A 13,428-nucleotide genomic window follows, 5' to 3' on the forward strand; every position below is an offset into this window, starting at 1 on the left:
TTTACAAAATATCAGCTATGTAGGTTTGAAACGAATTAGGTAATAGTTGAAAGAGCAATCCTTCGTATTTAATATCAAGTAGACCAGCTAGAACAAAAAGGATCATAATTAAAATAAAGATAGGTTTCTTTTGCTTTTTAGATAGCCGCTTCAAAAGGCTTCCCTCCATTGAAAAATACATGAATTATTTACCTGTTCATTATACTGAATTTCATCGAACAATACTTCATCAAAGAGATGTAAAGTCTGAATCAGTTGCTGGATCCCCATTCTTTGCCCATGTTAAATTACCCCATACTGATGGATTATGGTGATAAATCAGGACTCTGAAAAGAGTCCTAATCATTCCAAACAGAAAAATAAGCTAGACAAGATAACTCGTCTAGCTTACTTTTTTTAATCAAAACCATAATACCCGCAAATGACATACCCGACTGATTTGGCCGCAACAAGAAGGCAGTCTTCATCAATATCAAATTTTGGATGGTGATTAAAATAGGCCGTCTCAATTCCTTTTGGTTTACAGCCAATGTAAAAGAAACAACCAGGAATTTTTTCAAGATAGTAAGCAAAATCCTCAGAACCGGAGAGCATCGGGTATTCCCCAACCTCTTTAATGTCCGGGTCGTTTATGTTTTTTAAGCTTGCGACCACCTTTTCTGTCACTTCAGGATCATTGTACAGCGGCGGATAATCCGCCGTATACGTAAGCTTACATTGTACGCCAAATTCCTCCTCAATGCCTTTAACAATTCGATGTACTTCTTTTTCGATAATCTCCTGCGTTTCTACCGTCATATAGCGAACGTCTCCTTCGAGCTCTACACTATCTTTAATCACATTAAAGGTGCCTTTCCCATCGAATGAGCCGATTGTAATTACACCCACCTCAAAAGGATTGATCCTGCGGCTGATTACTGTTTGTACTGCTGTTATAAAATGGCTCCCAGCAACAATTGCATCATTCGCTAAATGCGGAGATGAACCATGGCCCCCTTTGCCTTGAATGATTAATTTAAAAAAGGACCTGCCTGCTAACGAATATCCGCTTCTGTAGCCAACAAATCCTGCTGGATGGGTAGGGAATATGTGAATACCATAAATATTGTCTACATCGTCCAGCACACCGCATTCCACAATGCTTTTCGCTCCCCCAGGAGGGGCTTCCTCCGCATGCTGATGAATAATTTTAATTGTTCCAGCGAGTGAATCCTTCAATTGGATCAAACAATCCGCCAAAACAAGCAAGTAGGCAGTATGGGCATCATGGCCACAAGCGTGCATCACCCCTTCATTTTTCGATTTAAAGGGTACGTCTGCTTCCTCCAAAATCGGAAGTGCATCGAAATCTGCCCGAAGAGCAATCGTTTTTCCCGGCTTCCCCCCTTTAATTGTCACGATGATTCCGTAGCCATTTCCTACATTTCTAAGGGTATCAACCTCTTTCCCTTTATAAAAATCGGCAATATATTGAGCGGTTTTCTCCTCTTTAAAAGAAACTTCCGGATTTTCGTGTAAATAACGGCGAATTTCAACCATTTCATCTTTGCGGGCTTCTAACATGCTCATTAAGTGTTTTCTCATTTCATCCCTCACAAAGTTTTATTATAACGATTTAAGTGTCAGCTCGTACCATTTAGCGACAACATCAATCATTATTCTGCAAAAAATCATATTTATCATACCCCAATTTTTTAATGATATGACACGTTCACTACTTTAAGGATTCTATCTCGCATTAAAATGTTGGCGGAAGGGCTAGAACAAATAAGGTAAATCATCAATACTTAAATTTAGGTCCCTATGCCATTTATAAAAAAGGAAAAGTCAAAGGCATTCTAGAAGAATTAGGTATTAATATTATAGGTAGCTCACCTAAATTAGGTGGCGCTTTAGTTGAAAACGGACTGGAATATGCCGCTCCTTTTACTCCTTTAGGAGTTTTTACAACGAATCTATTGAATTCGGGAAGCAGAAGAAATTATTCAAAAAGAGAAGAGGTGGTAAGGTGCAAATTAGTAATGAGGATTATCAGCAATTTAAACCATTATTGTTTTCAATAGGTTATCGGATGTTAGGCTCTGTAGCGGAAGCAGAAGACATTGTACAAGAAACTTTTCTAAAAGCGTACCAAATGGATGACCAAAAGATAGATAACAAGAAAGCATATCTCTGCAAAATCATGACTAACCGCTGTCTTGATGTAATAAAGTCAGCACGGTACAGACGGGAACATTACGTGGGACCATGGAATCCCGAGCCCTTATTGCTAGACAGTTCACCGGACCTTGGCCCATCTGAAATTGTTCTTCAAAAAGAAGGATTGAGTATTGCCTATTTACGGATGATGGAGCATTTGGCACCAGATGAACGGGCAGTCCTCCTTTTAAGAGAAGTATTTGATTTCTCTTATTTGGAGATTAGCAACATCATTGAAAAGAAAGAAGAGAACTGCAGGAAAATTTTTAGCCGTGCGAAGCAAAAAATCTCCGGCATAGAGGGCGAAAGTTTACACTATGAAAAGAATAAATCCATTATTGATCGCTTTATCCAAGCATTTCAAATGCAAAATATGGATTCCTTATTAGAACTTATCTCTGAAAAAGTCACTCTATATTCTGACGGCGGAGGAAAAGTCAAAGCCGCCCTTCGTCCAATCGAATCCCGCTCCAACGTTTTGGCTTTTTTATACGGGATTATCAAAAATGTTCCTGAAGACTTTTATTTTGAAGTGAAAAAGGCCAATAGTCAGCCAGCCATTGTGATTTATATGAATGGCAAGGTTCAAAGCATTATTAGTTTTTATATAAGAAATGATGAAATAAACGAAATGTATATAACCATGAATCCTGATAAGTTGCCCTCTCATTAAGAAAAAGCAGTTAAGTATTTCTAATAAATTATTAAGCCCGATCACCTAACAATCAAAACGAGACTGTCCCTAAAAATTATTAATAATAACCTTTGGGGACAGCCTCTATCATATATAAAAAAGAAAAATATCTTCTTTACAAATACTTATTCGGTTTCACCGACAACTGTAAATCGTTCATTGATATGCTGTGGATTTTCAATTTCATCCAAAACAGCAATAGCAAAGTCTGCATAGCTGATATAACTTTCACCTTTAGAATTAACCAAAAGATGGTCTTTTCCAGACAAGTATGAGCCAGTTCTTTTTCCTTCAGCATCAAAAAACGCAGAAGGACTGATAAATGTCCATGTAATATTAGAAGTTTCCTGTAATTCTTGCAGGTTACGCCCCTGCCCTTTAGCAGTCGGCTTATAAATATCTGGAAAATCTGGTGTTTCTAATACCGTAACTGTTTTGTTCTCGTCTACATAAAGGCTTCCAGCTCCACCTACAATAATGGCTTTCGTATTTGTTCCTTTTAGTGCCTCAATTAAAGCATGCCCAGCATCAACATGTGCCTGCTCTTCACCAAGAGGCGCACCGAAGGCATTCACCACTACATCAAATTTTTCCACATCATCAGATGTAAGGTCAAATATAGATTTCTCAATAACCACAACGTTTTTATCCTCAAGTTTTGAAGCATCTCTTACAATAGCTGTTACGTCATGTCCACGACTAACTGCTTCTTTTAAAATAAGATTTCCCGCTTTCCCGCTTGCACCAATAATTCCAATGTTCATTTTATAGTCCTCCTATAATTACAATTCATCTTGTAATAAAATTTATTACCTGTAATCACTTTAGCCGCATTATATTCAAACTTTCGCCTATAAAAAGTTATTTACCTGTTTCTCTTCGAACGATTGGAGCAATTTCCGTTGCTAACATTTCAATCCCTTTTGCTACATTCTTAAAAGGCTGACCACCTATATCTAACTGCGCAAGGAAACGTTGGTGCCCAAAAAGTTCGTATTGTGTAAGGATCTTTTCCACGACTTGCTGTGGACTTCCCACGAACAAAGCAGTATCCGGACTAGCCATATGTTCAAAGTCATCCCTTGACATCCTTGTCCCCATTCCACGCTGACGGTTCACATATCCCCAGTAATTGGAGTAATAAGGATAAAACTCATTCTTTGCTTGCTGGGTTGTCTTAGCTATATAGGCATGGCCGGTTACACCGACCTTTAATGTTTCTGGTGCATGTCCAGCATCTATTCCAGCTTGACGATAAAGATCCACAAATGGCTTAAAACGCCGTGGATTACCACCTAAGATAGCTAAAGCCATTCCCACCCCAAATCTTCCAGCACGAACAGCACTTTCGGGTGTCCCTCCAACTCCAATCCAGATTGGTAATGTTTCTTGTACCGGTCTTGGAGCAATTTCAGCATTCCATAAAGAAGGACGAAACTTCCCCGACCAAGTAACAGTCTCATTTTGGGTTAGCTGTAATAGGAGGTCCATATGTTCTTCAAATAATTCATCATAATCGTTTGTACTATAACCGAAAAGAGGAAATGATTCTATGAATGCTCCCCTGCCAGCCAGTATTTCGGCTCGGCCATCGGAAAGTAAATCCAATGTAGCGAAATCTTCAAACAGACGAACAGGATCAAGCGTACTTAACACACTTGTTGTACTTGTTAATCTAATTTGTTTTGTTATTTGCGCAATAGCTGCCAGTAGAACTACAGGAGAAGAAGAAGCATAATCTAGACGATGATGTTCTCCTACTCCAAATACATCTAGTCCTGCCTCATCAGCAAGTTTTGCGGCTTGAATGATTTCTTTTACTCTTTCCTTTGCCGTTAATGCATTTCCAGTAATAGGGTCCGGCCCAATATCCGCAAGTGTGTAAATACCAATTTCAATACCGGCATTTTCTTTAGCAGCCAATCCGATACCTCCTCTTATACAGCTAACTTTATTGCGTTTCCAGAAGGATCAAAGGTGATAAAATGATTGTTTTCCTCTAATACCTCCGCACCAATCTTCTTCAAATTCGCTACTGTTTGTTGACGAGCCTCTTCATTATCGAAAATGAGCGTATATGATTCGAGACCCACACTGTTTTTGGCTGGGGCAGGAGCCCCTACGCCATTCCATGTGTTTACCCCTAAATGATGGTGATACTTTCCATAGGAAAGGAATAAAGCCTGCTCTCCATATCGGTTGACTACATCCATTCCCAATCCTTTTACATAAAACTCTTCTGTCTTCTTGAGTTCTGATACGTGTAAATGAATGTGACCCATTACCGTTTCGGCAGGCATTTTTCGCCAAGTTTTATCTGGTGTAACATGTTTTAGCAAATTTTTAAAATCTATTGGATCAACAGCCATTGCCACTTCATCGTCCTTCCAATTCCATTCAGAAGGAGCACGATCACGATAAATTTCAATCTCATTTCCATCTGGATCGTGTAGATACAATGCTTCACTGACAAGATGATCCGAAGACCCAAAGCGAACTCCTTTATCCACTAAATGAACGACAATATTGGCTAAATCCGATTGGGTTGGTAAAAGAATGGCAAAATGATATAAACCAGTAGTTCTTCCCTGTTTTGGTATAACATTTTCAGGTTGTTCCAGTGATAAGAAACTTGTTTTCCCATCAGTTGTTAGTTCTACTGTTGTAGTTGTTTGTTCTAAAATATCGAACCCTAGGACATCTATATAAAATTGTATGGAACGTTGTAAATTTTCTACTTTAACTTTTACATGCCCAACAAATGTTGTTGGTTTAGTATGAAATCCCATAAATAACCCTCCTAGAATACTTTTTTTATGATTTAGCAAGCATTTGATCCAATGAAAGTTTTGATTTCTCAGCAAAAACGAAGTAAATTGCTGCGGCTAATAACACAAGGTCAAGTTCATATCCTACCATTTGGCCATTGCCAAAGAACCCAAGTGAAAGCTTCGCAGTAAAAATAGCTCCTGCCATAATTAGTGAAAACAACAAGGTAACAATACGTGTGCCAAGCCCTACAGTTAATGCAATTCCACCTATTAATTCTATAGCCGCTACAACATAGGCCATAAATCCAGGAATTCCTAAGCTGTCAAAATAGCCAACAATATTTGTAATACCACCTTGGAATTTTGCTAGCCCATGAATAAAAAATGTAAGACCTACTACTACTCTTAATATAACTTTCCCAATTTCGTTTCTATTCATTTCATACTCCCCTTTTCTCAGTTAGTTACTTTATGTAAGTAAGTATATAAACGTATTATTATATTGTCAAGTAACTAAATTCCATTTAGTTATTTAGTAACTAACTTTTTGAAACAAACTTTTAGCCGTTATTTCTAATAAGAGTTTGTGATTCATCCTCAAAATAAAGTATAGTTAAGTATCTAACTAAAACAATCCTCTGATAAGGATGTGTCAACATGCGTATTAATAAATTTATAAGCGAATCTGGAAAAGCATCTAGACGGGGTGCAGATAAATTAATTACCGATGGAAGAGTTACTATAAATGGCAAACGTGCAACAATAGGAAGCCAGGTAGAGCCGGGGGATGACGTTCGAGTAGATGGAAATCCAATTCGTGTTGCAAGAAATAATGTCTATATTGCCTTAAATAAACCTGTAGGCATTACTAGTACAACAGAAAAGGGTGTAAAGGGAAATATTGTTGATTTGGTCAACCACCCATTAAGAATATTTAATATTGGGCGTCTGGATAAAGATTCAGAGGGCTTAATACTACTTACGAACGATGGCGACATTGTTAACGAAATTCTGCGTTCTGAAGGTAAGCATGAGAAGGAATATATTGTATCTGTGGACAAGCCCATTACTCCTGAGTTCTTGAAGAAGATGTCAGAGGGAGTCAAAATATTAGGGACAAAAACACTTCCTTGTAAAGTAACCCAATTATCTAAATTTGATTTTCAAATCATATTAACACAGGGCCTTAATCGTCAAATTCGCCGCATGTGCGGTGAATTAGGGTATGAGGTTTACAGATTGCAAAGAATCCGTATCATGAATATTCATTTAGGCAACCTTCCCCCTGGACAATGGAGAGATTTATCCAAGAAAGAACGAACTCAATTATTTAGAGAATTGGACTATGAGCCAAGGGAATGGTAAAACTATAAAGGTGATACGAATTTGTATCACCTTTATTTATGGCACTTAAATAAGCATTGTTATTAGGCCCATTATTAAATGTAAATGCCGTAGACATCATTTCCCTGCGCTGGTGATTACTTCGCCATAAAGGACATGTTCTACTGAATCCGATGACAATTTAATTTTACTCAAATACAGTGCATGAATCTTTTTACTATCTTTTAATTATCTTCTCTATTAGGGTTTTTTAAATCAGATATGTCTGTCTCCTCTCCAAATTCAGTTCCGTAATTAAGTTGGCCATAATCACGCCTATTAACATCTGCCTTCGTATCCGTCTCTTCCCATTGTTTAAACAAGAGGGTTAAACAGACTAATCCGCTTAGACCAACTAGACTATAAATAACTCTTGATAAAAATGCATCTTGTCCGCCAAATATTGCCGCTACCAAATCAAAATTAAAGAAACCAATTAATCCCCAGTTAATAGCGCCGATTATTGTTAAGGTTAAGGCAATTCTTTGTAGGGTTCTCATCACACATACCTCCTATAAATTTAGATTCCTTAAGCATACAGATCTTGACTCTTAGGTAAGACGGACCTCTACCTTTAAGTACTAAGATTGTATTTTTATCATTTGTTATTAAAATGAATTTCATACAATAATATTGGGAATGAAGTTTTAGAGATGATTGATGAATACTTTAAGCATTCCAGACAGAAAAAGGACAGGGTATTCCTTAAAATAGAATACCCTGTCCCGTTATTTTAATGTGAAATTATAGAACTATCTTCATAAACACAAATATGTTACGGTTCACCGTAACTACTCTATGAGCAGTTTGCTTTGTTGACTAATATAACTCTGCAATTGCCTTCTAAGTCATCCAACCCGTTCCATTCGAACTTGGTTCAAAATTAGAGCACCGAACATTTGAATAATAGTCTTCACAATAATTTGTCCTAAAATGGCAGCTGGTACAGCTTCCCAAGGCAGAAAATTAGCTCCAAGCGGACTCAAGCCAATGACTACGAAAATAACAGAATCTAGAAATCCTCCAACAATCCCGCTGTAGAACACGCGCCAAGCCATCGGCAGCTTTAATCTAGTATAGATTTCTGTATCAGCTGTTTCAGCGACAACAAATGAAATAGCTGATGCCACCACAATCAATAATGTATCCCCAAGCAGGAATGAAACCAATGCCGATAAGATTAAAGCGATAAATATAAACAAATACGTCTTCGCTCTACCATATTTATTTTGTACAAGATCCCGAAAGATAAAGGTCGCACCAATCAAAAGCGTGCCCATTGGAACAATAAATACTCCAAACTGCAATGGCGCAAATGCTGCCGTTACCACATTAGCGATAACAATGGATAATAAGTAAAATACAATTCTCATGATATTACTCCTCAATTTAGTAAATTTACACCCTTTTTTTCCCCAAATAAAAATCATCGAGCCCTTTTTTTCGCAGTTTACATGCTGGGCATTCACCACAGCCATCTGCTTTTACACCGTTATAGCAAGTTAATGTTCTTCCCCGGACAAACTCCAGTACTCCAAGCTGATCAGCAAGCTCCCATGTTTGTGCCTTGTTCAGCCACATCAACGGTGTTTCAATCACAAAGGATTCATTCATAGATAAATTCAACGTTACATTCAAAGATTTAATAAAAATATCTCGGCAATCAGGATATCCGCTAAAATCTGTTTCACTAACTCCAGTCACGATATGTTTAGCCCCTACTTTACTCGCTATAACCCCAGCAAATGAAAGGAAGAGCAGATTCCGACCAGGAACAAAAGTCGATGGCAGCTCGCCATTTTCTCCCTCTTCTATCTTTATGTCTTGGCGTGTTAATGCATTCGGAGCAAGCTGATTCAGGAGCGACATATCAAGAATGTGGTGTTCGACACCTAGTTCCGCTGCTATTTCCTTCGCACATTCAATTTCAAGACGATGCTTTTGACCATAATCAAAAGTCACTGCCTCAATCTCTGCAAAACGTTCTTTTGCCCAGAACAGACAAGTTGTGCTATCCTGACCTCCACTAAACACAACGATTGCTTTCTCCTGCTTCACTGTCAGAACTCCCTTATAACGAAGAAAAACAGCACTCTAAGAAAAAGTACTGTTTCTTCTTAGTTTTTTTAAGAGGGTAGCTAAAAACCTCTATCTTAATTAAATTATTTTTTTCTCTTTTATCGATTATCTATTTTTTCTGGATTTAAATCATGATTCATTAAACGATAATTTGCTATTTCTTCATATTTAGTTCCTGGCTTCCCATAGTTACACCATGGATCAATCGAAATCCCTCCACGTGGAGTAAACTTCCCCCAAACCTCGATATATCTTGGATCAAGTAATTTAATTAAATCGTTCATAATGATATTGACACAATCCTCATGAAAATCACCATGATTTCTAAAACTAAATAAATATAACTTTAATGATTTACTTTCAACAAGTTTTTGATCAGGGATATATGAAATATACATAGTTGCAAAATCAGGTTGATGTGTAAGCGGGCATAGACTAGTGAACTCTGGACAATTAAACTTTACAAAATAATCACGATTTGAATGAAGATTATCTACTGCCTCAAGGACCTCTGGTGCATATTCAAATGAATATTGAGTATTTTGATTACCTAATAGTGTCAAATCTTTTAAACCTTCTTCATGGCTACGGCCAGACATAAAAAAACCCTCCTTGTAAAATGTTTCCCAACACTTTTCAAAAGAGGCTTCACCAATTATTCTATAAAAACCTTATGTAAAAACAGAAAATACCATATCCGATTATGGACATGGCATTTGTCATGTTACCATAGTTTTTTATAGAGGGTATCAGCTATGAACCTCTTCATATTCTAGTCCGGGCATTCTTTACTCCAATATCTTATATAATATAAGCGAGAACGTCAAATGGAAATTTTTTTGAACAAGAAAACCTTCCCAATTTAATAACCATTTACAAAGGCTATGATTGTTTCCCTTTCATCTTCTGTAAGTTCCCTTTTAACGTGTTTTTCGTATTCCTGAATTATTCTCTGTTTATCTGCGCCACAAATATCTGTATATTTCGCAATGGTTCTAAGCATGGTGGCTTCCTGATTAAATTCCTCTTTTGAAATCGGCTTTTGATGCGAAGGGATATATGTATCTGCATCAAATGATTCCAATTCATCTAATAGCCGAAGGGTTTCGTTGATTGTATAGTTTTCTTTTTCGGAAAAAATATCAGGATAAATGCAGTCTCCAAGAAAGAGAGTCTTTTCTTCTTGGATATATACTATACTTGAGTCTGCAGCGTGATCCCCGCCAACGTGTTGTACGATACAAGTTACCCCGCCAAGGTCAATTTCAACTCGTTTTTCAAAGTTAAATCCGGCAAGACAATTGTGATATCCCGGTGATCCGTGAATTCCTTCTTAATTGCATTTGCACAAAATTCAATTTCTGATCCTTCTTTCACTCGTGCATCCAATGCCTCGTCTGACCATGAAAGCGGAATTAATTTCTCCGTTTCTTTCCTCGTTTCTTTGGAAGCAATAGAAACTGTATTAGGTAACGCTGGAAGACCAAAGATATGATCCCAATGCCAGTGAGTAAGGACCACCATATCAGGATTTGGGACCTGTTTTTTTGTAAGTTCATTCAGAAAATAATTGGTATGGTTTTCCGAGTTGCCTGCATCAATCATTAATGTCTTATTATTGCCAACCACCATTCCAAGAATAGGCCGGTCGGTCTCCGATATTGGAGTGATACACCAAAAACTTTTACCAATCTTCTCAATCGAGTGCATAAATGACTTCCTCCTTTCCTTCATAATAGTTTTGTCGAATAACGGGAATTTACTCCATAGGGCGGTTATTTTAAAAACAATCACTACTTATGATACGGTTCTCCATAACACATCAAAATGAGATTCTCTTGGATTTTTTTGAAATAACAAAAAGAATGCTAAATAAAACCCGTCCCATGATGGTTTTCATCTCAATTCCTTTTAAATAAGAAGTCTTATCCTCAATTAAGTAACCAGCGAAAGTAAAATAAGCGGAGATTTTTCGGTTAGATGCAGAATGGTGCTCATTTCGGGGTAAATAAGGGGAGGTTTTCCGACTATGCAAAGCAAAATCCCTCATTTTCACGTTTTTCGATTCAATAGGCGGAATCTCTCCGTCTATTTAAGCTATTTTTCATTCAATTTACTAATTAAGCGAATTCTTTCCGACTATTTATCTGATAGGGTGCTTAACCTGATCCCCCAACCGATAAGAGCGGACTCTTTTGATCCCAGATGCGGGAATCAACATCTTTTTATCAACTAGTTGAGAAAGTACTTTTTTAACCGTCTTGTCACTTAGTTTCAAATAATTCTCGACTTCTTTAGGGGATATAGCTTCTCCTTTTCGAATCGCTAGCCGAAGCACTTCCTTTTCGACAAAGGACAGAGATGTCTGGTCCAGTTCATCACCCAGCCATTGGCCAATCACTTGCTGAACAATCTGTTGGCATCTCCGAGGTTTCTCTTTCACTTGGTCATAAGAAAAGCGGATCACGGACCATCCGTCAATCACCAACTGGTTTTGTCGTTCCAGGTTGTCGGAAAATTGCCATCTGCTTATATTCTTTAGGTGAGGGCCATACCCATCGACCTCAAGGCAAATCCGGATGGCGGGGCGAATATAAGCAAAATCCAAATATCTTTTGCCATTCTTGAAATCATCAACTTCATATTCTGGATGAAGATACTTGAATTGGTAAAATAAAGGCCACCACACTTGCTTCAAAAACAACATTTCAGCCTGATTGTGACCTTCTTGTAAGCGCCGCAACCTTTCACCGGTTCTTGCCTTCAAGTGAGTATTCAAAAAGGCCAGGTATTCTTCTTCAAATCCCATAGCATCACTTCTCCTATTCAATGGTCATGTTCTTTTTCAGCACCCTCTATATACTATATCCGGTCTATGATTTAAACAAAATTTAGTGGACAGACCTTAACTAATTTGGAAACCGTTCTTTCCTCAGTTTCTTCTAATATCAAATTTTGAATATATATTCGATGCCACGAATGAATCATTACTTTTATATATTCATTTGAACTTCGGACAGATTTTTAACATTAATGAGTGTGAATGCGAGTGAAAAAAAGAGGTTTAATGTAGCTTCAATTGGAGAAAGTATAAGGCAAATAAAGACTTACAGAATAGCTAATATTAAAAGAATATTTTAAGAGGAATTTGAGGATAGAACTATTTTTATTTTAATAGAATTCTAAAATTTGTCAATCTACTTTCCTGATATTTGGCAATACCATACTTATCATTTCTATTTCCGATAAGAAAACTTATTATGTTCTAGCCTCCCCAAGCTTAAGGAGAGGCTTTGGCTAAAAGCCTCATTTACTTATGATACGGTTCACCGAGGTTATTTCTAAATAAGATAATGAGTTGGATTGACTCTATCTAACTTACTAAATCCTAGCCATTTGCCTATCTATTTACCAAACCTTTTGCGATATCCGCATTTTCTACATAGTTCCTCCACTGCCACTCTTCGTGAAAAACCATCTACAAGGTTTTTTGCTCTATCCATCTCGATAATATCAGAAAATGAATGATCATTAATATTTCCTAGATTGATCACTCCCTCACCATCTAGACAACAAGGAATAACCGTTCCGTTTGCTAAAATACCTGCTTGATTTCGCAGGCCATAGCAGAAGCCCTCCCCATCATCTTCCTCTTCATGTAGTGCAGGCCACTGAAACTCGTAATCTTGATTGATGAAGATGCGGTCCGCAATTTTCACGCCGCTTCCTGGTTCGACCTTCTCTTCAATTTTGTAGTCTAAATCAAATTCTTTCTCAATTATTTCTAATAATTCTCTGTTTCGTTGTCTTTCCATATTCATCGTATTGTCTTGTGTAAGGTTCCATAACCTCAGGGAAACAATCATTTCTGATTGGCTCGTTGCTTCTTTAATAAAAGAAAGAATACTCCTTACATACCCTTCCTTATCTTTAGAACCAATATGCCCATCAAAGCTATGGAGTGAGAAATTCATCTGTCTTAGCGCAGGCTTATTTAATAATTTTTCCCTCTTTTTATTAATTAATGTTCCATTGGTTGTGATATTAACTTTAAACCCTTTTTCATGACTTAAGTCTAACAATTCGTCTATTTTAGGATGGAGCAGCGGCTCCCCTTTTACATGTAAATAAATGTAATCTGTGTGCGGCCTAATTTGGTCTAATCTCTTAGAAAAATCCTCCACAGAAATGAATTGCTTCTGCCGTTCGGTTGGCGGACAAAAGCTGCATGCAAGATTACACACACTAGTAATCTCTAAGTAAAACTTCTTAAACTTTTTCACCATTAATTCCTCACTTCTA

The 13,428-nt window shown here is 37.4% G+C and carries 14 protein-coding genes and 1 pseudogene; 2 read left to right on the plus strand and 13 right to left on the minus strand.

The features are described from left to right. Position 1 precedes the first annotated feature (1 nt). Both RRV45_RS21645 and RRV45_RS21650 read right to left on the minus strand, forming a co-directional pair. Positions 2–154, minus strand: coding sequence for a hypothetical protein (locus RRV45_RS21645; protein WP_315666711.1), 153 nt, complete (start codon positions 152–154; stop codon positions 2–4). 242 nt (positions 155–396) lie between these two features. Next, positions 397–1,584: a M20 family metallopeptidase gene (locus RRV45_RS21650; protein ID WP_315666712.1), complete on the minus strand. Its 1,188-nt coding sequence runs from the start codon at positions 1,582–1,584 to the stop codon at positions 397–399. 424 nt (positions 1,585–2,008) lie between these two features. On the opposite strand from RRV45_RS21650, the gene RRV45_RS21655 reads away from it, so the two are divergent. Next, the gene (locus RRV45_RS21655; protein ID WP_315666713.1) at positions 2,009–2,872 is read left to right on the plus strand and encodes an RNA polymerase sigma-70 factor; all 864 of its coding nucleotides are present in this window, start codon (positions 2,009–2,011) and stop codon (positions 2,870–2,872) included. 146 nt (positions 2,873–3,018) lie between these two features. Here RRV45_RS21655 and RRV45_RS21660 read toward each other — a convergent pair whose 3' ends face one another. The 4 genes from RRV45_RS21660 to RRV45_RS21675 form a co-directional block, all read right to left on the minus strand. Continuing rightward, a complete protein-coding gene (locus RRV45_RS21660; protein WP_315666714.1) occupies positions 3,019–3,657 on the minus strand; it encodes an NAD(P)-dependent oxidoreductase in 639 nt (212 codons plus the stop codon). Between the two features lie 97 nt (positions 3,658–3,754). Then, positions 3,755–4,816, minus strand: coding sequence for an LLM class flavin-dependent oxidoreductase (locus RRV45_RS21665; protein ID WP_315666715.1), 1,062 nt, complete (start codon positions 4,814–4,816; stop codon positions 3,755–3,757). Between the two features lie 14 nt (positions 4,817–4,830). Then, positions 4,831–5,682, minus strand: a complete 852-nt coding sequence (locus RRV45_RS21670; protein WP_315666716.1) for a VOC family protein — start codon at positions 5,680–5,682, stop codon at positions 4,831–4,833. Positions 5,683–5,707: 25 nt separating this feature from the next. After that, positions 5,708–6,103: a DoxX family protein gene (locus RRV45_RS21675; RefSeq protein ID WP_315666717.1), complete on the minus strand. Its 396-nt coding sequence runs from the start codon at positions 6,101–6,103 to the stop codon at positions 5,708–5,710. A 218-nt stretch (positions 6,104–6,321) separates the two neighbouring features. Between RRV45_RS21675 and rluF the strand changes: the two genes are divergently transcribed. Next, complete coding sequence (gene rluF, locus RRV45_RS21680; protein WP_315666718.1) at positions 6,322–7,029, plus strand: 23S rRNA pseudouridine(2604) synthase RluF; 708 nt, start codon at positions 6,322–6,324, stop codon at positions 7,027–7,029. 203 nt (positions 7,030–7,232) lie between these two features. Here the strand turns inward: rluF and RRV45_RS21685 are convergent, their stop codons facing one another. From RRV45_RS21685 to RRV45_RS21715, 7 genes and pseudogenes are all read right to left on the minus strand, one after another. After that, positions 7,233–7,547 (minus strand): DUF378 domain-containing protein, encoded by a 315-nt coding sequence (locus tag RRV45_RS21685; protein ID WP_315666719.1) that lies wholly within the window; start codon positions 7,545–7,547, stop codon positions 7,233–7,235. A 348-nt stretch (positions 7,548–7,895) separates the two neighbouring features. Beyond that, positions 7,896–8,420 (minus strand): VUT family protein, encoded by a 525-nt coding sequence (locus tag RRV45_RS21690; protein ID WP_315666720.1) that lies wholly within the window; start codon positions 8,418–8,420, stop codon positions 7,896–7,898. A 25-nt stretch (positions 8,421–8,445) separates the two neighbouring features. Then, entirely contained in the window at positions 8,446–9,105 is a 660-nt protein-coding gene (gene queC / locus RRV45_RS21695; RefSeq protein ID WP_315666721.1) for a 7-cyano-7-deazaguanine synthase QueC, read from the minus strand. Positions 9,106–9,224: 119 nt separating this feature from the next. Beyond that, entirely contained in the window at positions 9,225–9,725 is a 501-nt protein-coding gene (gene queF / locus RRV45_RS21700) for a preQ(1) synthase (RefSeq protein ID WP_315666722.1), read from the minus strand. 263 nt (positions 9,726–9,988) lie between these two features. Then, positions 9,989–10,836, minus strand: a pseudogene (locus RRV45_RS21705) (MBL fold metallo-hydrolase). A gap of 433 nt (positions 10,837–11,269) precedes the next feature. Then, positions 11,270–11,935 (minus strand): DNA-binding response regulator, encoded by a 666-nt coding sequence (locus RRV45_RS21710; RefSeq protein WP_315666723.1) that lies wholly within the window; start codon positions 11,933–11,935, stop codon positions 11,270–11,272. A gap of 595 nt (positions 11,936–12,530) precedes the next feature. Beyond that, complete coding sequence (locus RRV45_RS21715) at positions 12,531–13,409, minus strand: radical SAM/SPASM domain-containing protein (protein WP_315669123.1); 879 nt, start codon at positions 13,407–13,409, stop codon at positions 12,531–12,533. Positions 13,410–13,428: the final 19 nt, after the last annotated feature.

It is taken from the genome of Bacillus sp. DTU_2020_1000418_1_SI_GHA_SEK_038, assembly GCF_032341175.1.
In the GTDB taxonomy this organism is placed as follows: Bacteria; Bacillota; Bacilli; order Bacillales; family Cytobacillaceae; genus Cytobacillus.

Excerpts from the sequence above, each read along its gene's own strand:
- RRV45_RS21670 (WP_315666716.1), bottom strand. The coding sequence starts at position 5,682 with ATGGGATTTCATACTAAACCAACAACATTTGTTGGGCATGTAAAAGTT.
- RRV45_RS21660 (WP_315666714.1), bottom strand. The coding sequence starts at position 3,657 with ATGAACATTGGAATTATTGGTGCAAGCGGGAAAGCGGGAAATCTTATT.
- RRV45_RS21685 (WP_315666719.1), bottom strand. The coding sequence starts at position 7,547 with ATGAGAACCCTACAAAGAATTGCCTTAACCTTAACAATAATCGGCGCT.
- rluF (WP_315666718.1), top strand. The coding sequence starts at position 6,322 with ATGCGTATTAATAAATTTATAAGCGAATCTGGAAAAGCATCTAGACGG.
- RRV45_RS21710 (WP_315666723.1), bottom strand. The coding sequence starts at position 11,935 with ATGGGATTTGAAGAAGAATACCTGGCCTTTTTGAATACTCACTTGAAG.
- RRV45_RS21675 (WP_315666717.1), bottom strand. The coding sequence starts at position 6,103 with ATGAATAGAAACGAAATTGGGAAAGTTATATTAAGAGTAGTAGTAGGT.
- queF (WP_315666722.1), bottom strand. The coding sequence starts at position 9,725 with ATGTCTGGCCGTAGCCATGAAGAAGGTTTAAAAGATTTGACACTATTA.
- RRV45_RS21650 (WP_315666712.1), bottom strand. The coding sequence starts at position 1,584 with ATGAGAAAACACTTAATGAGCATGTTAGAAGCCCGCAAAGATGAAATG.
- RRV45_RS21690 (WP_315666720.1), bottom strand. The coding sequence starts at position 8,420 with ATGAGAATTGTATTTTACTTATTATCCATTGTTATCGCTAATGTGGTA.